Below are 18,463 nucleotides of genomic sequence, written 5' to 3'. Positions count from 1 at the left end.
GAGTCGGGAGCGATGCATCTCGACGAGCAGCACTTTGATCTTCGCATCTGCATTGAAGAGGCACTTGATCTGATCGGGTCAAGGATCGTTGAAAAGGATCTGGATCTGATCCTGGATCTCGAGCCCGGATTTCCCAGCGCGGTCATCGGTGATCTCACCCGTCTGCGTCAGATTCTCTGGAACCTGCTCAGCAACGCCGTCAAGTTCACCTCTGCTGGTGAGATCGTCGTTGTGGGCTCCGCCGAGGTTCTCGACTCTGAACCTGGTCTACCCACACCGTGCCGATTCACGATTCAGATCCGTGACACCGGTATCGGGATCCCATCTGAGCTGATCTCCCAGCTTTTCGAACCCTTTCGCCAGGCCGACCCGTCGATGGCTCGACGCTTTGGAGGCACTGGGCTCGGTCTGGCGATCACCCGACGGTTATGCGAACTGATGGGGGGCACGATCGAGGTGGCCAGCGCCGAAGGGGATGGCAGCGCGTTCACTTTCACCCTGTTGCTGCGACTGGACCCAGCTGCCCCTGCAGTGCCTGTCTCGTTCCCCATCTCGGCTGCGTCGATCTTGCTCCTGATCCCCAATGCCAGCCTGCGTCAGGTCTTGGCCCGGCAGCTGGCTCAACTGGGCTTTGACGTGACTGCCCCTGATGCTTTTCAGGACGGCTGGTGGGCCCAACTTCCAAGCCTTGATCCGTTGAGCCGTGTGGTGGTTGTCATCGATGCTCGGTTACTCGCTGCTGCCCGTGCTTTGAGTCACCCGCAGCTCTGGCAGCTGCCGCCTCTGAGCCGGTATCCCTGGATCGTCCTTGCCTACAGGCATGAAGAGCTGGAGCCGGGGCTTTTCCCCGACAGAATCCCTGTGGTGATCGGCAAGCCAGTGAGGTTCGATCAGCTCCGCTCGGCCCTCGTACGTCAGCTTCAAGGCCCGTCAGATCCGGTGGAGGCGAACCTCCCTTCCTCTGCGCTGAAGCCTCTTCTTCCCCCCCGGTCCGCGGCCGCAGACGGTGTTAGCCGCCTGGCCGATCGCCTTCCGCTGCGAATCCTTGTGGTTGATGACATCCCAGTGAACCGAAAGCTGGCGCTCAAGTTGCTGGATCGCCTCGGCTACCGGGCCGACGCCGTTCCTTCCGGTGCTGAGGCGGTGCGGGCCGTTCAGGAGCGGCCCTTCGACGTGCTCTTCATGGACGTTCAGATGCCCGAACTCGACGGGTATGAGGCAACGAGGGCCATCCGCCGGTTGCCCCTGCCGGTGCTGCAACCCTGGATCATCGCCATGACCGCCCATGTCAGCCCTGAGGACCGGAAGAGCTGTAAGAGTGCCGGCATGGATGCTTTTCTCGGCAAACCGATCGTTCCATCTGACTTGGTCCATGCCTTGGAGCATTATCAACCCCGACAGAATCAGACGAACGTTGATGCTGAGCCGATGGGTGAGAGTCCTCAGTCAAGCCAGGCCACTTTCGGGGGCGGTGCCGATCCCATCCATGATGCAGCCTGGCAGGAGCTCCAGCAGGTTCTTGGAGCGGATGGGGATGAAGTGCTCAGAGAGTTGATCGATCTGTACATGCAGGATGCCATGCGACTGGTCTCGTCGATCGTGATGGCCCATCAGCTCCAGGATTCGCAGGGGATGATCACGGCAGCCCATGCCCTTCGGTCTCCCAGTGACAGCCTCGGTGCGCAGTTGCTGGCCTCACTCTGCGGACAGGTCGAGGAATCTCTGCGATCCAATCCTCTCCATTGGCCCCAGGACACGGTTGATCGCTTGCTCGTTGAGGCGGGCAGGGTGAGCGAAGCCCTGCGTCGTCGACGCCCCTTGGAGACCTGATCCTCGGTTTTTTGCGCATCACTCTGCTATCTGCCATGGACGCTTCTCCCGCCTCGATCACGATCCTGCTCGTGGATGACGATCGCATCCATTCCCGTATCCTTGAGGCCCGCCTCAAGGGGCAGGGCTACCAGGTCCTGATCGCCAATTCAGGTGAAAGTGCTCTGGAGCAAGCGCGCCAAAGCCCTCCTACGCTGATTCTCTGCGATTGGCTGATGGATGGCATGGATGGTCTGGAAGTCTGCCGGGCCATCAAGCAGGATTCCGCTCTCCAAGCAACCCATTTCATTCTGCTGACGTCACGCTCCCGGGTTGAGGATCGCGTGATCGGGCTGGACTGCGGAGCAGATGATTTTCTCAGCAAGCCGGTCGATCCCGACGAGCTACTGGCACGCGTCCGCTCCGGTATTCGCCTGCACCAGGCCAATGAATGTCTTCAACTTCTAGCCGATGAGCTTCGCAGTCAGAAGGAGCGAATGGATCAGGAGTTGGCAGAGGCAGCTGATTATGTCCGGTCCCTACTGCCGGTGCAAGTCAGAGGATCGGTGGTGGTCGATTCGCGTTTCGTTCCTTCCCATGAACTGGGTGGAGATTCATTCGACTACTTCTGGTTGGACGATGATCACTTCGTGATGTATCTTGCCGATGCTTCCGGCCATGGCCTTGCGGCGGCATTTCCCTCGATCTCACTCCACAATCAGCTGCGTTCCCGCTCGCTGAGCGTTGATCTTCATGATCCTGCCGAGGTGCTGAAGGCCCTGAACTCTGGATTTCAGATGGAGCGTCACCAGGGGCGTTATCTGACCCTGTGGTATGGAGTATATCAATCTTCTTCACGGACACTTCGGTTCGCCAGTGCGGGCCATCCTCCTGCTCTGATCTGGTCGGAAGATGGAGGCACACCTACCAGCTGGCTGAGGGGACAGGGCATGGCCGTTGGTCTGTTCGAAGACGCGACCTACATCACTGAAAGCCATGCTGTCGATCATGGAGCCTGTCTGTTGGTCTACAGCGATGGGCTCTATGAGGTGGCAAGGTCGGATGCACCGATGGGGGCACTGCCTGAGTTCGTGGATCTTGTTGAGGACTGTCGTGACCTGCTCCGTGCCGACGATGGTCTGGATCGTCTACTGGAACGCATTCAAACTGCCAATGGTGACGTTCGTTTCACGGATGACTACTCGGTAATCCGAGCAATTTTTCCATGAACCATCTGATGATGCCTGTGTATTCAGGCTTTTGACGATCGCTCAGAGATAAACGTAAAACATTCATGGCTACTGGGAAAGATATTGAAAACCCGGTCGGTACCGGTGAGTTCAAGAACCAGCCGTAATTGGCTGTTCAGGCTGCACAGGTATAGCTGCCTTCCATGTTCTCTTACTCGCTTAAGCGTCGACACTAGGGCGCCGAACCCGCTGCTGTCCATGAATTCGACATCCTGGCAATCAATCAGGAAGTCCTTTGGCTTCTCGGCAAGAACGGAACAAATCTGGGCTCTCAAGTCTCCACCGTTCTGGGAGTCAATGAAGCCTTTGGGCCTGAGGATGTAGAGATCTTCCATCAACACTATCTGAAATTCAACTGATATTACCACTTGGTAGGGCCCTCCGATAGCTGCATCCGTGAGTTTTGAGAGCATTGCTGGTCTTTCGGGCCGAACCGGTGTAACGGACATGGCAACGCTCAGCTCCCAGCCCTTCGCTAGGTTTGTGGTCTGTGGTTTGCGTGTATGGTCACGATTGAAGAGCTCCGACAGAGATCGTTGCCCTTCGTTGCGGTAGACCCGGAGGGGCTGCTCGTAGAGATTAACGAGTTGTTTGAGTCTGTTTATGGGTGGATGTTGGCCGGCCTGACAGGCCAGTCGCTTTCCATGATTCTTCCGGATTTCTTCAAAGACGCCCACCATCCTGGATTTTCTCGTTTTCTCATGCTTGGAGAGTCCCAGATTCTCATTGCTGATGACAGCCGCGTGAATCAACGGGTGCTGGAGTTGATGCTGGCTAGGCTGGGTCTAAGGGCGGAGTTGGTGGGAGATGGCCAGGCGGCTCTTGATCGGATCGAGTCCGGCGGAATCGATCTGGTCTTTATGGACGTCGAAATGCCTAGGCTTGACGGACTTGCGGCGCCACGTCTGCTGCGTTCCGGTGGTTTCCCTGATGTTTACATAGTCGCTTAGACAGCTTATTCCTACAGTTTACATTGTCAGGACTGTGAGGCCGCTGGGATGAATGACTTTATCGCTAAGCTGCTTCGTCATGACGACCTCTGCTTCGCACTCAGCCGTTTTTGGGATTGTCGCCTCCGATATTCCGAGATTCTCACATGATGACTTTGTACCTTCGCATTCTGCAAAAGACCATAAATGAGCTAAGCGCTTCTCGATGGGAAATGCGAGTTCGCAGTGCGAAAACACTTATTATAATGGACGTGATTAGTTGCCCAAGGGCAGCCCGATGAGCAAGGTCGTCCGACTTCCCTTTGGTAAGGCCACGCGTGATGCGGGTGTCATCGGATTGGCCGTCTTTGCGATCTCCAGCACGGCCTTGATCTTCACCTATCGGGCGGCCCATGATCTGTTGCTGAGCACAATCAGGGATCGGCTCAGGGATGTGGCAGTGATCACGGCGTCAGAGATGAACCCTGATCTGCACTCCACGATCACCGTCTCCAGCCAGGTGGGCACCATGGCCTACCGCCAAGCTTCGGAACCACTGCTTCGATTGCGCAAGTCAGTACCAGAGATCATTTATGCTTATACGCTCAGGATTCGTCAAAGAGAACTTTACTTTGTTCTGGATAGCTCATACTACATCAAGAATCGTGGAGATGATACCGTTGTTGCCTTCACTGGTGATCGCTACGTTGATGCCCCGCCTGCTGCGTTTCTGGCTGCTCGAGCTGGTCGTGTCGCTGTCAGTGAAACTCCCTATACCGACAAATGGGGATCATTTCTCAGCAGTTTTGCGCCCATCCGCGGCGTCGATGGCAAGACCATTGGCCTGGTTGGAGTGGATCTTTCCCTTGCCTCGCTCAATCGCCAACTTTTCCCGCTGCGACTGAGCCTTGGGCTATCTCTGGCTGGGACTGGCCTTCTCTCCACTCTCGTCGCCAGCCTCGTGTGGCGCTCCCAGCGAGCACAGGCCAGAGCGATTGAGCAGATTCTTCGAGCCCGTGATCTGGCCCAACGTGCGGTTGCAGATTCCGAAGCAGCCAGCCGCGCCAAGAGCACTTTTCTCACGACGATGGGCCATGAGATCCGAACACCGCTCAATGGTGTGATTGGGCTTACCAACATTCTATTGACTACCAATCTCACTTCCGAGCAGATTCAGTGCCTTCGAACTGTGAAGAATGCTGGTGAGTCCCTGCTGCTTTCGCTCAACCAGCTTCTTGACTTCGCTGCACTAGAGAGCGGTTCAATTGTCGTGGACCACACCCCTGTTCGTATCCGGCAATTGATCCAGGAGGTGGTGGATCTGTTCGCGATGCTGGCTGAGTCGAAATCGTTGCGGTTTTCATTTGGGTTGTCTGCCGGCGTACCTGAGATTGTGCTTACCGACCCATCCCACCTCCGGCAGATTCTCATCAATCTGGTTGGTAACGCCATCAAGTTCACCTCCAGTGGAGATGTGAGCGTGGCAGTTTCGTCCCAGACTCCCGACCCGGATGGGAAGCTTCACCTGATTTTCACGGTCCGGGATTCGGGCCCCGGTCTCAGCGAGAGCCAGATCCAGGACCTCTTCCAGCCATTCACAATGGGCGACTCCTCCAGTACCAGTGTCCATGGTGGCCTGGGCCTGGGTCTGGCCATCTCCCGCGGACTGGTCACGTCTCTGGGAGGCACTATTCATGTGGAGAGCGAGCTCGGCGAAGGCTCGACGTTCCAGGTCATGATCCCGGTGGAGCCTTCGACTGAGCTTTCGTCCGAGCCTGAAACCAGCTCTCTTGCGCCTGCCTCCACACCCTCAGAAAGGACCGACGATTTTGCGGCCTTTCACCCCCTACGTATTCTGCTGGCCGAAGATAATCCCGTGAACGTACGCGTCTGCGAGCTGATGCTTCGCCGCCTTGGCTATGGCGTGAGTGTGGCCTGTGACGGAGAGGATGCCCTTAACAAGCAGCGGAGCCTCGATCCTGATCTCATCTTGATGGATCTGCGCATGCCGAAACTCGACGGGCTGGAGGCCACACGCAGAATCCGTGCCGTTCGCGGCAATGAACGTCGTCCGTGGATCGTGGCGATCACCGCCAATGTCCGGGAAAGCGATCGTGAGGCAGCTTTGACCAGTGGTATGAACGACTTTGTCAGCAAGCCAATCCAGGTCGAACGGCTCCGTTCAGTCCTGTTGCGGGCCCACGCAGCGATCCAGATCGGATAGATCGTTCGCGACCGTCCGATTACGTCCCGACATCCAGGCTTGTTTCAGTGCCGCATCGGCACGCTGGTACAGATCGGTGAATCCAGCGTCCTGCGGATTCCGGCTTGACACCCCGGCACTGATGCTCAGAACGTGACGTGAACCATCCACGATCACCCCCTGGTCTGCGATCCGGCAGCGGATCCGCTCCGCAATCGCCAAAGCGGTCTGGACGTCCTGTCCGCACAGCATCACTGCAAACTCCGCACTTGCCACCCGAGCAGCAAGATCACTGTTCCCGAGTTCCGACCGGATAGCGACTGCAACGTCCTGAACCAGCCGATCCCCTTGGCCATCACCGAAACGCTCGTTCAGGTTTGTGAAGTCATCGACCCCGATCAGCAGAAGCGTGAGGGGCTCCTGGTGAAGGAGTGACTGTTGAAACTCCCGCTGGCCAGATTCGAAGAAGGGCCGTCGGTTGTGGAGCCCGGTAAGAGGGCATAGATAACGGTCGCGCCGTGATTCAAGGGTGTGGATCACCATGCCGGCGAGTTCCTCAAGCAACTGGCGCTCATGGTCCTGGAGATGCCTGGGCTCTGGACCGATCACACAGAGCGTTCCGAGAGCATGTCCTTCCCGGGTGCGCAGCGGAGCCCCTGCGTAAAAGCGGATGTGGGGATCCCCTTTGACCAGAGGATTGTCCCGGAAGCGATCATCATCCTGGGCATCGCTCACAACCATCACCTGATCGGAACAGATCGTGTGCGCACAGAAAGCCACCTCCCGTGCCGTTTCACTCGCCTGCAGACCCACACGGGAGAGAAACCACTGACGACTGTGATCGACGAGAGAGACCAGCGCGATCGGCATTCCCAGCATCTGGCTCGCGATCCGGGTGATGCGATCAAAGTCCTCGTCTGGCTCTGAGTCGAGAATGTGGAACGAATCAAGCTCATCTTGACGATCAGCCTCGTTCGCTGGAACGGGATAAGAACTCATCGCCGGTTCAGGGAATTGAACTGCGCCCATGGGCCGCTGCTGATCACCATGGATGACCCTTCAGGCACGACATTCAGACCCTGCCCAATACCTCTTATTCCAACCCTAGGCGTGAGGCGTTGCCTCCGGCTGAGAGGATGCGGCAATGTCCCGTCCCGCGGCCTGCCTGTTCGACCTCGATGGTCTGTTGCTGGACACCGAGCCTCTGCATGGCCGGGCCTGGCGGCAGGCGGCCCGGGAGTTCGGCCTCGAGCTCAGTGATCAGCAGCTGCTGGCGCTGCGCGGGCGCCGGCGGCTCGACAACGCCAGCCGCGTGATTGCCTGGATTGTGGCGGCTGGCCACGAGTCCCCCACCAGCGAGCAGTTGCTGGCAGTGCAGCAGCCGATCGCCCGAAAGCTCCTGCCCAGCGCGCGGGCGATGCCCGGGGCGCCAGAGCTGGTGCGGCGCTGCCAGGAGCTGTCGATCCCCATGGCCCTGGCCACCAGCAGCAGCCACGACTCGGTGGGGATCAAGTGCGCTCCCCACCCATGGCTGGAGCTGATCGAGCTGATCGTCTGCGGTGATGATCCCGAGCTGGCGGCCGGCAAGCCAGCCCCTGACATCTTTCTGCTGGCGGCCCGCCGGCTGGGGGTGGCCGCGAGCGCCTGCTGGGCCTTCGAGGATTCCATCGCCGGCGCCCAGGCCGCTCTGGCGGCGGGTTCCCTGGTGCACGTGCTGCTCCCCGACGGCCTTGGGCGGGAGCATTACCCCGAGGAGGTGCGCTGTCTGCGCTCCCTGGCTGAGCTGGAGCTCAGCGGTCCTGGCCTGAGCCGGTGAAGCGCTGGTAGAGCCGGAAGCCCAGCCCTCCCCACAGCAGCGTCCAGACCGTGAAGGTGGCCAGGGTGCCCAGCTGGTTGGTCTCGATCGAGTACACCCCGGCCTGGATGAAGCCAGCATCGATCAGCGAACCACCGATCCCCCAACCCAGCACCCAGCTGATCATGAAGCCAATGGCCTGGAGGTTGCCGGTCATCGCAGCGCCGTGGAACATCAGCGGCATTCTCATGCGCCCGCCGTCTGGCAAGGACGATCTGGTTAGGGTCGCGCCGCTTCTGGCGCCCTCGGCCAGTTCTCTCCTGTTGTCCGTCCGCGTCCTTGATCCGTTCCATCTCCCTCCAGCCCCTCCCCCTCGCCCCGAATCCCGACCGTCCTCTGGAGACGGTTTCCCCGCAACAGCCCGTTTATCCGTCCAAAGCCGAGCTGCTGGCCTGCCTGCCGCCTGAGCTGCTCAGGATCGACACCACCAAGGCCTGGGGCAGCCTCGCCTTCTCCCTCGGCCTCTCTCTGCTGGCCTACGCGGTTGGCACCCAGCTTCCTCTGCAGCTGAACGCGGCCCCGCTCTGGTTGCTCTACGCCCTGGTCACCGGAACTGTGGCCGGTGGCTGTTGGGTGATCGCCCACGAGTGCGGCCACCAGGCCTTTCACCCCAACCGGCGGCTGGAGGCAACGGTGGGATTCGTGTTGCACAGCCTGCTGCTGGTGCCTTACTTCAGCTGGCAGCGCAGCCATGCAGTTCACCATGCCAACTGCAACCACCTTGAGGGTGGTGAAACCCATGTGCCCCCTCGCGTTGGCTCAGCCGATGGCCAGGTGGTGCAGTTATTGGCCACTGGTTTGGGCCCCATGGTTTACGGGGTGTTCTCCATGGTCAGCCACCTGCTCCTGGGCTGGCCGCTTTATCTGCTCTTCGGCGTATCCGGTGGGGAGGAGCATGGCGCCCCTACCTCCCACTTCTGGCACGGTGCCCCTTTCCGCAACGGTCGCCGGCTCCTGTTCCCCGACTCCAGCCGCCGCGGGATGCTGCACTCCAATCTCGGCCTGGTGCTGATGCTGCTGGCCCTTGCCCTGGCCGCGCATCACACCTCCCTGGCCCGGGTACTTGCCGTCTACGGGTTGCCCTATCTGGTGATCAACGCCTGGCTGGTGGGTTACACCTGGCTGCAGCACACCGACACCACGATTCCCCACTTTTCAACGGCTGAGTGGACCTGGGCCAAAGGTGCTCTGCAGACGGTCGACCGGCCCTACGGACCCCTGCTCAACCTGCTTCACCATGGCATCGGCTCCACCCACGTCTGCCATCACGTCAACCCCAGGATTCCCCACTACAACGCCTGGCGTGGCACGGCGTTGCTCAGCCGCCACTACCCCGAGCTGGTCCGTTTCGATCCCACACCCATCCACCGGGCGCTGTGGCGCATCGCCAGCGGCTGTGCCGTCGTGAGCCAGGAGGGCTCAGGGGCAGGGTTCTATTACCAGGCCCCGGTTGCTGCCACCGAACCTTCACCCTGAACTGAACTCGGCTGCTGGGCCCTCTGGCCTGCAGCCACCGTCACAGAAGCCACTGTCACTGACGCCTCAATGGCCTGCTGGCGATAGCGACGCAGGCAGTATTTGCAGCCGCCAGTGGTCTGCAGATGACGCTCTGGCGTGATCATGATCACGCGAACGGGATGTTCCAGGCAGCGGATCTTCACCGGGGTGCGATAACTGCGGTAATCAATCTCCTCGTAGCTGTAGTGATTGCCAAACCGTTCCATCGCCCGCTTCAGGAAGGTTTCGCGATCGATCCTCACCGCCATGCACTTCCTCTGACAACAAAAAACACGTCACCCCATCAACCAGATACTAAAACTATGTGAAGAGCAGGGGGGTCCCCCAGGATTTCCATCTTTCTGAAGATTGATGGGATGGCCAGGGGAACCCTCTTCTGGGAGCCTTCAGCTCACGACCACGTTCGTGACCCGTCCGCCGAGGCGGTTGACCCGTTGCAGTGCCTCATTCATGCGGCTGAAGGGCACGCGCATCACATAGGCGCCGCTGCGGACGTAGTCGTTGTTGACCAGGCCCGTGGCGGAGATGGTGACCACCCGGCCACTGCCGCTGCTGCTCTCGCCGGCCGATACCCGCAGGGCTTCGACGCGGTGCTCCTGGGAGGGAGCGCGCAGGGGGGCCTCCGGGGCGAACTCGGAGGAAATTCCCGTCTCGTTGCTCACCAGCGCCTTGAACGGTCCTTCGGTCGAGACGATCACCACCCGGCCACCGGCACCACGCACCGGCACCGCTTTGTCCTGGTGGAGCGCCTTGCCCAGGCGGAACTGGGTGCCGCTGGAATCTCCCTTCACTGAGGCTGCAGCTCCGCGAGCGAGCTGCATCAACCAGGAGAACTGACGTCCCTCATGCCCTTTGGAGTAATCCCAGCCGTGCAGGTAGGGCACAGTGTCAAGACCGAAGCGCTCCTGGTATTCGTCGCTGTCGATGTAGGAATCGATCTCTGCGTCATAACCCTGGTCCTGCAGGATCGTGAAGTGATGCAGCATCTCCGCCTTGTTCTGGGGTGCCCGACCCAGCAGATGCTTGTGGTTCAGTTCAATGAAGCGATAGGGATTGCAGTTCTCAAAGAATCTGGATCGATACAGGCCACTCTTGGCCACGGTCCGCACCAGTTCCCGCACGTTGAGAACGCCGTTACGGAACAGGGACTCAGCCCCATTGAGCCGCTCACTGGCCATCACATACTGCTGACCGAGCACCTGCTGATAAACAGCCCGAAGGATCGCTTTGGTGTCCTGTTCGGAGCCGTATGACCAGCTTTCCCTGTTGCGATCATTGGCGAAGCGATCAATACCTAAGGCGGACGCCTGGACCAGTGCCATGGGTAGGAATTCGAGTGGGACGGGAGGAAGAGAAGGGCGACCAGTAGAAACCGAAGCCAGTCGACATGCTGGGAATCGAGGCTTGAATGACGAGCCCTTCGTTCTTGGTGCCTGGCAGACTCTACGCTGAGTTAGCGTTTCCGCGCATTACTCCATAAGCCTTCAACCATCGCAAGATCTCTTCACGATATGGAGTGGCCTGTGGCCATCGCTCCGCATCAGCTCTGGCGGGTTGCTGCAATCCATCGGTCTGACCAGATTGATCACCTCTTTCGGGGCATCAAGGCTGAACTTCTCAGGTCCAGGATAATTGTATGTTGATGAGGGAATGTATAGCCAAAACCTGCTTTTCTGCTATCGCCACCGCTCCACGGAGCTTGAGTTGATTCCCTGGTGAGGGCAGGACCAGCCTGCCTGGTTATCACTCCTCTGCGGCGTGATAACTGCTGCGCACCAGGGGGCCACTGCGCACCTGCTGGAAGCCGAGTTCCCTCGCGATCGCCCCGAGACGCTCGAACTCGGCGGGTTCCCAATAGCGGGCCACCGGCAGGTGGGCCAGAGATGGGCGCATGTACTGGCCCAGGGTGAGGCGCTGGCAGTCGGCCCGCCGCAGGTCTGCCAGGGCCGCCACCACCTCCTCAACGGTTTCGCCCAGCCCCAGCATCAGCCCGGATTTGGTCGGGATATGGGGGGCCAGCTCCCGGGCCGCCGCCAGCAGAGCCAGCGAGTGTTCATAGGTGGCGCCCCGCCGCACCTCCCCCTGCAGCCGTTGCACCGTCTCGAGGTTGTGGTTGAAGCAGACCGGCTCGGCGGCCAGCACGGCGGCGAGCCTATGGCGCTGGGCGGCTTCGCCCTGAGTGCGGAGGGCATGGCCACCCCAGAAATCCGGGGTCAGCACCTCAATCGCGATCAGGGGATTGCGGCGCCTGATCGCGGCCATGGTGGCTGTGAACAGCCCGGCGCCGTGGTCGGCCAGATCGTCGCGAGCCACAGCTGTGAGCACCACATAGCGCAGGCCGAGCTGCTCCACCGCCTCAGCCACCCGCTCCGCTTCCTGGGCATCAAGAGGCGCGGGCGCGCGGCCCTTCTCCACCTGACAGAAGGCGCAGCTGCGGGTGCAGACCGGTCCGCCCAGCAGAAAGGTGGCGGTGCCGGCGGCGTAGCACTCACCTCGGTTGGGGCAGCGCCCTTCTTCGCAGATGGTGTGCAGCCGCTGCCCCTTGACCACGGCCTGCACCGTTTCCAGGGCCGAGGCACTGCCGATCGGGCGGCGCAACCAGGCGGGCAGCCGCTCAGCGGGGGCGATCTGGCTGTACCGGCTGATCGGGCGAAGCATGGCGCTCACTCCATCCGGCGCCGGCCCTCGAGGGCCCGCGCCAGGGTGACTTCATCGGCGTACTCCAGCTCGCTGCCCACCGGCAGCCCATAGGCGATGCGGCTCACCAGGCAGAACGGACGCAGCAGCCGGGCCAGGTAGAGGCTGGTGGTGTCTCCTTCCACGCTCGGCGGCAGGGCCAGGATCACCTCCGTCGTTGTCTCCTGGTCCACCCGGTTCACCAGCGGTTGGATCTGCAGCAGTTCAGGTCCGATGCCATCCATCGGCGAAATCAGCCCGCCGAGAACGTGGTAGCTCCCCTTGTATTCGCGGGTGCGCTCCAGGGCAAGCAGGTCGCGGGAGTCGGACACCACACAGAGCTGGCCATTGCGCCGTTCCTCATTGCTGCAGATGTCACAGAGCGGCTCGGCCGAAAGGTGGAAGCAGCGGCTGCATTGACCCACCTGGCGGCGGGCCGCGATCAGGGCGTCGGCGAAGGCGTGCACCTGTTCTTCGGGCTGGCGCAGCAGATGCAGGGCCAGGCGCTGGGCGGTGCGCGGACCGATCCCAGGCAGGCGCTCGAACTGATCGATCAGCCGCGCCAGGGGCCTGGTGAAGCCGCTCAGGAATCCGCCGCAAGTCAGCGCAATCTAGGAGCGAGGCCACCGGCAACAATGGTTGTGGTGTGATCCCACCCTTCCCGCTTGCTCGGTACCCCATGGCGCAGCGACCTTTGTTCTCCTGGCTTCTCTCGGCGCAACGGGGCGTGCTCGGCCTGCTGCTGGGAACCCTGCTGGCGCTGGGTGGCCTGAGCGGTTGCAGCGCGGCGGCGGCCGGGCTGAACTCCTTTCAGAGCCCGGACGGCCGCTATGCCTTCCTCTATCCCACCGGCTGGACCCGGGTGGCAGTGAGCAACGGCCCCCAGGTCGTGTTTCACGATCTGATCAACAGCGATGAGACCCTCAGCCTGGTGATCTCGGACGTGAACGCCACCAACGAACTGGAATCCCTCGGCAGCGCTGTGGCAGTGGGCGAAAAACTCGGCCGCATCGTGATCGCCCCGGAGGGCAGCGGCCGTGAGGCTGAGTTGGTGGAGGCAAGCGAGCGCGAGGACGGCGGCCACACCTTCTATGACCTCGAATATGCGGTTCACCTCTCCGACCGCGATCGCCATGAGCTGGCCACTGTGGTGGTCGACCGCGGCCGCCTCTACACCCTGGCGGCAAGCACCAATGAACTGCGCTGGCCGAAAGTGAAGGACCTGTTCCGCAATGTGATCACCTCCTTCACCCTGCAGATCTGACGCCTTGGCCGATGTGCTGGTGATCGGTGCTGGTCTGGCCGGCTCCCTGCTGGCCCTGGCCCTGGCCGAGCGAGGCGCAGTTGTGGAGCTGCTGGATCCGGGCCAGGGGTGTTCTGCCACCGGCCTGAGCTACGGCGGAGTGCCCTGGTGGGCCGGAGCCCCAGGCCCGATGGACCAGCTGATGGCCTCAGCCCCGGCGGCCTGGAGCCACCTGGAGCAGCGCCATGGTCCCCTGGGCTGGAGCCCTTGTTCCCTGCGGCTGCACTGGAGCGATGCCGAAGCCGAAGCCGAAGCCGAAACCGAAGTAGCTGCAGCTGCAGGGCAAGTGGCTTTCGGTCATTCAGGGCTGGATCAGACCCTGGCCCGGGTGGAGGCTCTGGCGCGCCGCCACCTTGGGCCCGACCAGGTGGAGCGGCTGGAGGCCTCGCCTGGCCCGGGGGGGCGGCGGGTGCTGCGGCTGGACTACGGCCGCATCGACTGCCGCCAGCTCTCGCTCGCCCTGCCCCAGGCCTTGGAGCGCGCCGGTGTGCGGCGGCGGTGGGGCCGTTGCTCCCCCCTGCAGGCCGGAGCGCTGCCCGGCCGGCAGGTGGTGCTGGCCGCCGGGGCAGGCTGCCGTGAGCTCTGGTCGGCCTTGCCGGATCGGCTGAGGGTGAGCTGGGCCGGGGTGCTGCGGCTGGAGGACGGCTCGCTCAGCCGCGAGCTGCTGAATACCTCCGCGCTCACCCAGCCCAACGACATCCTCATGCCGCTCTTCGCCCAGCGTCAGGGTCTCGAGCAACGGGCTGATCAGATCGAGCAGCCGGAGTGGGTCGTCGATGCGGGCCTGGCCCCCTGGGGTGAGGGCCTGCTGCTGGGGCAGACCAGCCTGATCAGGCCGGGAACGGCCTGTGGTGCCTCGCCTCAGGCCGCAGCACTGGAGCTGGAGCTGCGCCAAGCTCTGAAACGCATCGATCCCCGACTTGGCCAGGTGCCCGCCAGCTTCCAGCAGGTGCCAGTGAGCTTCAGCAGCAGTGGCACGCCGCTGGCGGGGCCAGTGGCTGGGGCGCCTGGTCTGTGGCTGTTCGCCGGACTGAGCAGCCCCTTCGCCCTGGCACCTGGCCTGGCTGTGCTGCTGGCGGAAGCCATCAGCGGCGCGCCTGGGGCGCTTGAGCGGCTACCGGGGGCCACAGAGGAACCCAATCCTGGCTGGGCCTGAAACTCAGAACAGGAAGCGCTGGCGGCCCTTGCTTTCACCCGGTGTGGCGTGGCTGGCTTCCACATGGCTGGGTGGCCAGTCGGCTTCCCAGTAGCTGATGCCGTTCAGATCGAAGGGTCGGCCGCTCAGGCGCTCCGCATCGAAGCGGGTGGTGGCCATGGCCGTGATCAGTCCGCCGATTTCCATCGGCCCCAGATCCGTTTGGAGGTCCTCTCCGGCAGCTGCGATCAGGCTGGGCAGACGCACCAGGTTCTCGGGTCGCGTCAGTTTGCTGAACAGGGCGGTCAGCACGAGCTTCTGGCGATCGATCCGGCCGATGTCACCCTCTTCATCGTGGCGCCAGCGCAGGAAGCCTTCCAGATCACGGCCCTTGAGGGTCTGCAGGCCTGGCTGAAGATCGATGTAGAGGCCCTGGCTGTTGTCGACGTAGTACATGCGCTTGGGCACGTTCACCTCGACACCGCCGAGCACATCTCCCATGCGGCGGATCGCCCCCAGATTCACCAGCAGGTGATGGTTGATTGGACGGCCCAGGCGCTCAGAGAGTTCCTGCTTGACCGCATCGGCTCCCCCGTAGGCATAAAGGGCGTTGGCTTTGATGCCGCCGTAACGAGCTGAGTCGATGTAGGTGTCTCTCGGCACCTGGGTGACATGGGTGACGCCGTTCTCGATGCGGATCGAGAACATCACATCGGTGTTGCCGCCTCCCACGTCGCTGCCAAGCACCAGAACATCGGTTCCCGGTGCCCCCCAGGCGACGAAGGGATTGCTGAGCTTGCCGGTGAGCCTGGCAGCATGTGAGGCCCAGTCATCGGGCAGGAATGAAGCCAAAGGGCCGGAGAGGGCCAGACCTCCTCCCAGACCCAGCAGCATCGCCAGGACGATGGGCAGGGGGCGGGATCGTTGGCTGGAGGTCATCGGGACCGTAGGGTTTTGGAGCTTCAGGAGCGCTGCGCCGAAACTGTCGTTGCGACGACTTGAAGCCGGTTGAGGGCGTGGACTGAAACGCTGGGCATGATCGATGGCGACAGAGGGGAAGACCCCTTGTCACGTTGATGAAACCTTATTTCATCCTCGCCGATCGGATCTCTTCCGCCCCAGGGCGGCTTGTTCCAGTTCCCTGGCCGGACTGGCTCAGGTCGCGGGCGGTCCCCCCTGGCCCGTCTGGCCGCGCACAAGACGCCTTGCCTCGGGCAGGGCGGGGCTGAGATCCATGGAAGCGAAGGCGGGCAGGTTCTGGCGACGCAACCAGCTGCCCCAATGGAACTCGAGGAAGGGCACCTGGGGCTGGGCGCGGATCAGGCCCTCCTGTTTCAGTTTCCAGACCAGGCTGCGGAAGGGATCGTCCTGCAGGCCGCCCAGGTCCATCGGCAGGCGCTCGGGCGGGAAGGGCCCCCGGCCTTCGCCATCACGCAGGTAGAGCCAACCGCGGCGGTTCAGTTCCTCCAGGCAGTGGGTGCGACTGGCTCCCTCCAGTTCCAGCACGACCGAGCAGAAGGCCGTTGAGCTGGAATCCACTTCAACCAGGGCCCGCAGCCGGTGGTGACGATCGATCATCCAGTACTCCCCGGCACTGCTCACCGCCACTGGCACTGGCCGGGTGCGCAGGTAGCGGACCCGCTCCGCAGCCGTTTCCCTGGCGAAATCCATAGCCCTGGAGCGGACTTCCGCCAGTCCAAGGCAGAGCTGGGTGGGCTGAAGCCTGCTGATCGGCAGCTCCAGCAGATCCAGCCGGGCGAGCGGCGGCAACTCGAAGGGACCGGATGTCTGGGCCATGGGCGAGGGCCCGCCGCCGCTGGCGACCTGAAATCAATTCACTCCATGCTGGTGCATTCAGGCCAGGAGTGCCTCGTCTTCGCGCAGGCCGGCCTGTACTCGCCAGAGCCGGGCGTAGGCCCCGCCGCGGCGCAGCAGCTCGTCGTGGCGGCCTTGCTCGACGATCCGGCCCTGCTCCATCACCACGATTTGATCGGCGTGACGCACGGTGCTGAGCCGGTGGGCGATCACCAGGGTGGTGCGCTCGGCGGTGATCAGGTCGAGTGAGCGCTGGATCGCCGCCTCCGTTTCGTTGTCGACGGCGGCGGTGGCTTCATCGAGGATCAGGACCGGCGGATTCTTGAGAATGGCCCGTGCCAGGGCGATGCGCTGACGTTGACCGCCCGAGAGCCTCTGCCCCCGCTCCCCCACCACGGTGTCGTACCCCTGGGGAAGCGCTTCGATGAAGCCACTGGCTTCGGCCAGGGCTGCGGCTCGGGCAATCGAGGTCTGGCTGGCCGCAAAACTTCCGTAGGCGATGTTCTCTTTCACCGTGCCGTGAAAGAGGAACACCTCCTGACTCACCAGGCCGATGGCATGGCGCAGGTCGCCCAGCTGCAGCTCCTGAATCGGCTGGTCATCCAGCAGGATCTCTCCCTGTTGCACGGCATAGAGCCGCAGCAGCAGTTTCACCAGGGTGCTCTTCCCGGAGCCGGTGGCACCGACGATGCCCACCGTGTGTCCAGCTGGAACCACCAGGGAGAAGTTGACCAGCAGGGGCTCCCGTTCCGCGTAGCCAAAGCTCACCGAGCGGAACTCGATGGCGCCGCGCACGCCGGAGAGGGGGAGGGGCCGCTCGCCGCCGGGGATCGTGATCGGCGTTTCCAGCAGATCCAGCACCCGGTTGCTTGAGGCCATGGCCCGCTGGTAATCGTCAAGCGTGCGGCCCAGGGTGGTGAGGGGCCACAACAGCCGCTGGGTGATGAACACCAGAAAGCTGTATGAACCTACGGCGATTGTGCCTCGCCAGGCCTGAAGTCCACCGATCACCAGGATCGCCAGGAAGGCGAAAAGGATGGCGAATCGGATCAGGGGAATGAAGGCAGCTGACAGACGGATGGCCCGCTGGTTGCTTGTTCTGTAGGCCGAACTCTGGCCCCGGATTCTCTCCAGTTCCCAGGCCTCGGCGGCATAACTCTTGATCGTGAGCATGCCGCCGAGATTGTTCGAGAGGCTGCTGTTGAGATCGCCAGCGCGCTCGCGGACGTCGCGGTAGCGGGGAGCCAACCGTTTCTGGAACAGAATCGAGCCCCAGAGAATCACTGGAATGGGCAGAAAGGCCAAACCTGCCACACCAGGAGAGATGGCCGTCATCACACCACCAACGGCCAGCACCGTGGTGATCAGCTGCAGCAGTTCGTTGGCGCCGTGGTCGAGAAAACGCTCGAGTTGATTGATGTCGTCGTTCAGGACTGCCATCAGCCGGCCGCTGCTGCCGGCCTCGAAGAACGCCATCTCCAACTGCTGCAGGTGGCCATAGGTCTCCAACCTCAGCTCGTGCTGCATGGTCTGGGCAAGGTTGCGCCAGAGCACCCCGTAGAGGTACTCGAACAGAGATTCGGCGCTCCAGATCACAAAGGAGGCCACCGCCAGCGCCGTGAGCTGGGAGGGGACCGTCCTGAACCCCAGATCCGCCAGCCAGGAGGTCTGCTGACGTACCACCACATCCACCGCCAGGCCGATCAGCACCGGTGGGGCCAGATCGAACAGTTTGTTCAGCACCGAACAGCTCGAGGCCAGCCAGATGAGCCGGCGGTGGGGCCTCAGGGCCTGTAGAAGGCGGCTGATCGGTGGGCGCGCAGTCTGGTGGGCCATGAACTCAGGCGGGACTTGCCGACGTCAATGCTTTGGCTTTTTCAAGACTGCCACTCTGAAGCGGCTCGGGTCCCACGGAGCTGTGGAGTGGCCTTGAAGCCTCGAAGGGGCGGTGATGATACAGGGGTGAGACA

At 62.2% G+C, this 18,463-nt stretch carries 19 protein-coding genes and 1 pseudogene; 9 read left to right on the top strand and 11 right to left on the bottom strand.

Translation table 11 applies throughout. The features are described from left to right. Positions 1-12 precede the first annotated feature (12 nt). Positions 13-1,830, top strand: coding sequence for an ATP-binding protein (locus tag CJZ82_RS09880; RefSeq protein WP_233130177.1), 1,818 nt, complete (start codon positions 13-15; stop codon positions 1,828-1,830). A 35-nt stretch (positions 1,831-1,865) separates the two neighbouring features. Next, positions 1,866-3,038 carry a PP2C family protein-serine/threonine phosphatase gene (locus tag CJZ82_RS09875; RefSeq protein WP_094555609.1) on the top strand — a complete coding sequence of 391 codons (1,173 nt, stop codon included), beginning with the start codon at positions 1,866-1,868 and terminating at the stop codon, positions 3,036-3,038. 23 nt (positions 3,039-3,061) lie between these two features. Here CJZ82_RS09875 and CJZ82_RS09870 read toward each other — a convergent pair whose 3' ends face one another. Further along, positions 3,062-3,508, bottom strand: coding sequence for an STAS domain-containing protein (locus CJZ82_RS09870; protein WP_233130176.1), 447 nt, complete (start codon positions 3,506-3,508; stop codon positions 3,062-3,064). Between the two features lie 87 nt (positions 3,509-3,595). On the opposite strand from CJZ82_RS09870, the gene CJZ82_RS09865 reads away from it, so the two are divergent. Then, on the top strand, positions 3,596-4,009 hold the full coding sequence (locus CJZ82_RS09865) for a response regulator (protein WP_158218541.1): 414 nt from the start codon (positions 3,596-3,598) through the stop codon (positions 4,007-4,009). 277 nt (positions 4,010-4,286) lie between these two features. Then, positions 4,287-6,212, top strand: coding sequence for an ATP-binding protein (locus tag CJZ82_RS09860; protein WP_143593623.1), 1,926 nt, complete (start codon positions 4,287-4,289; stop codon positions 6,210-6,212). Here CJZ82_RS09860 and CJZ82_RS18975 read toward each other — a convergent pair. Both CJZ82_RS18975 and CJZ82_RS19615 read right to left on the bottom strand, forming a co-directional pair. After that, positions 6,171-6,734: a GGDEF domain-containing protein gene (locus CJZ82_RS18975; RefSeq protein ID WP_233130175.1), complete on the bottom strand. Its 564-nt coding sequence runs from the start codon at positions 6,732-6,734 to the stop codon at positions 6,171-6,173. The two genes, CJZ82_RS09860 and CJZ82_RS18975, sit on opposite strands and share 42 nt — an antisense overlap. A gap of 54 nt (positions 6,735-6,788) precedes the next feature. After that, a pseudogene (locus CJZ82_RS19615) lies at positions 6,789-7,061 on the bottom strand (GAF domain-containing protein); the annotation flags it as partial. Between the two features lie 274 nt (positions 7,062-7,335). Here CJZ82_RS19615 and CJZ82_RS09850 point away from each other — a divergent pair. Continuing rightward, a complete protein-coding gene (locus tag CJZ82_RS09850; protein WP_094555604.1) occupies positions 7,336-8,007 on the top strand; it encodes an HAD family phosphatase in 672 nt (223 codons plus the stop codon). Here CJZ82_RS09850 and CJZ82_RS09845 read toward each other — a convergent pair. Further along, positions 7,982-8,221 carry a hypothetical protein gene (locus CJZ82_RS09845; RefSeq protein WP_369820044.1) on the bottom strand — a complete coding sequence of 80 codons (240 nt, stop codon included), beginning with the start codon at positions 8,219-8,221 and terminating at the stop codon, positions 7,982-7,984. The genes CJZ82_RS09850 and CJZ82_RS09845 overlap by 26 nt on opposite strands. Before the next feature lie 104 nt (positions 8,222-8,325). Here CJZ82_RS09845 and CJZ82_RS09840 point away from each other — a divergent pair, with 104 nt between their 5' ends. Then, complete coding sequence (locus CJZ82_RS09840; protein WP_369820043.1) at positions 8,326-9,522, top strand: fatty acid desaturase; 1,197 nt, start codon at positions 8,326-8,328, stop codon at positions 9,520-9,522. On the opposite strand, the gene CJZ82_RS09835 is transcribed toward CJZ82_RS09840, so the two are convergent. The 4 genes from CJZ82_RS09835 to recR form a co-directional block, all read right to left on the bottom strand. Then, a complete protein-coding gene (locus CJZ82_RS09835; protein ID WP_094555602.1) occupies positions 9,483-9,812 on the bottom strand; it encodes a hypothetical protein in 330 nt (109 codons plus the stop codon). The genes CJZ82_RS09840 and CJZ82_RS09835 overlap by 40 nt on opposite strands. Before the next feature lie 138 nt (positions 9,813-9,950). After that, a complete protein-coding gene (locus CJZ82_RS09830; RefSeq protein ID WP_094555601.1) occupies positions 9,951-10,886 on the bottom strand; it encodes a phycobilisome rod-core linker polypeptide in 936 nt (311 codons plus the stop codon). 421 nt (positions 10,887-11,307) lie between these two features. Further along, entirely contained in the window at positions 11,308-12,210 is a 903-nt protein-coding gene (gene lipA / locus CJZ82_RS09825; protein WP_094555689.1) for a lipoyl synthase, read from the bottom strand. A gap of 17 nt (positions 12,211-12,227) precedes the next feature. Continuing rightward, a complete protein-coding gene (gene recR / locus CJZ82_RS09820) occupies positions 12,228-12,776 on the bottom strand; it encodes a recombination mediator RecR (protein WP_304442169.1) in 549 nt (182 codons plus the stop codon). Between recR and CJZ82_RS18965 the strand changes: the two genes are divergently transcribed. From CJZ82_RS18965 to CJZ82_RS09810, 3 genes are read left to right on the top strand one after another with little or no spacing between them, the layout of a single operon-like run. Then, positions 12,702-12,890: a hypothetical protein gene (locus CJZ82_RS18965; RefSeq protein ID WP_233130173.1), complete on the top strand. Its 189-nt coding sequence runs from the start codon at positions 12,702-12,704 to the stop codon at positions 12,888-12,890. The genes recR and CJZ82_RS18965 overlap by 75 nt on opposite strands. Before the next feature lie 29 nt (positions 12,891-12,919). Beyond that, entirely contained in the window at positions 12,920-13,504 is a 585-nt protein-coding gene (psbP, locus tag CJZ82_RS09815) for a photosystem II reaction center PsbP (RefSeq protein WP_233130172.1), read from the top strand. 13 nt (positions 13,505-13,517) lie between these two features. Continuing rightward, entirely contained in the window at positions 13,518-14,699 is a 1,182-nt protein-coding gene (locus tag CJZ82_RS09810; RefSeq protein WP_233130187.1) for an FAD-dependent oxidoreductase, read from the top strand. A gap of 3 nt (positions 14,700-14,702) precedes the next feature. Here CJZ82_RS09810 and CJZ82_RS09805 read toward each other — a convergent pair whose 3' ends face one another. The 3 genes from CJZ82_RS09805 to CJZ82_RS09795 form a co-directional block, all read right to left on the bottom strand. Next, complete coding sequence (locus CJZ82_RS09805; protein WP_094555598.1) at positions 14,703-15,617, bottom strand: LCP family protein; 915 nt, start codon at positions 15,615-15,617, stop codon at positions 14,703-14,705. A 216-nt stretch (positions 15,618-15,833) separates the two neighbouring features. Further along, a complete protein-coding gene (locus tag CJZ82_RS09800; RefSeq protein WP_094555597.1) occupies positions 15,834-16,475 on the bottom strand; it encodes a ParB/Srx family N-terminal domain-containing protein in 642 nt (213 codons plus the stop codon). Between the two features lie 57 nt (positions 16,476-16,532). Continuing rightward, positions 16,533-18,329, bottom strand: coding sequence for an ABC transporter ATP-binding protein (locus tag CJZ82_RS09795; protein ID WP_094555596.1), 1,797 nt, complete (start codon positions 18,327-18,329; stop codon positions 16,533-16,535). Positions 18,330-18,463: the final 134 nt, after the last annotated feature.

This window comes from Synechococcus sp. 1G10 (genome assembly GCF_002252625.1).
Classification (GTDB): domain Bacteria; phylum Cyanobacteriota; class Cyanobacteriia; order PCC-6307; family Cyanobiaceae; genus Regnicoccus_A.
The sequence above is the reverse complement of the archived record's forward strand: the minus strand, read 5'-3'. Positions and strand labels throughout refer to the sequence as shown.

Coding starts and splice junctions, on each gene's coding strand:
- CJZ82_RS09835 (WP_094555602.1), bottom strand. CDS start 9,812: ATGGCGGTGAGGATCGATCGCGAAACCTTCCTGAAGCGGGCGATGGAA.
- CJZ82_RS09830 (WP_094555601.1), bottom strand. CDS start 10,886: ATGGCACTGGTCCAGGCGTCCGCCTTAGGTATTGATCGCTTCGCCAAT.
- psbP (WP_233130172.1), top strand. CDS start 12,920: ATGGCGCAGCGACCTTTGTTCTCCTGGCTTCTCTCGGCGCAACGGGGC.
- CJZ82_RS09800 (WP_094555597.1), bottom strand. CDS start 16,475: ATGGCCCAGACATCCGGTCCCTTCGAGTTGCCGCCGCTCGCCCGGCTG.
- CJZ82_RS09880 (WP_233130177.1), top strand. CDS start 13: ATGCATCTCGACGAGCAGCACTTTGATCTTCGCATCTGCATTGAAGAG.
- CJZ82_RS09860 (WP_143593623.1), top strand. CDS start 4,287: ATGAGCAAGGTCGTCCGACTTCCCTTTGGTAAGGCCACGCGTGATGCG.
- CJZ82_RS09795 (WP_094555596.1), bottom strand. CDS start 18,329: ATGGCCCACCAGACTGCGCGCCCACCGATCAGCCGCCTTCTACAGGCC.
- CJZ82_RS09845 (WP_369820044.1), bottom strand. CDS start 8,221: ATGTTCCACGGCGCTGCGATGACCGGCAACCTCCAGGCCATTGGCTTC.
- CJZ82_RS18975 (WP_233130175.1), bottom strand. CDS start 6,734: ATGGTGATCCACACCCTTGAATCACGGCGCGACCGTTATCTATGCCCT.
- CJZ82_RS09870 (WP_233130176.1), bottom strand. CDS start 3,508: ATGTCCGTTACACCGGTTCGGCCCGAAAGACCAGCAATGCTCTCAAAA.
- CJZ82_RS09805 (WP_094555598.1), bottom strand. CDS start 15,617: ATGACCTCCAGCCAACGATCCCGCCCCCTGCCCATCGTCCTGGCGATG.
- CJZ82_RS09875 (WP_094555609.1), top strand. CDS start 1,866: ATGGACGCTTCTCCCGCCTCGATCACGATCCTGCTCGTGGATGACGAT.
- CJZ82_RS09850 (WP_094555604.1), top strand. CDS start 7,336: ATGTCCCGTCCCGCGGCCTGCCTGTTCGACCTCGATGGTCTGTTGCTG.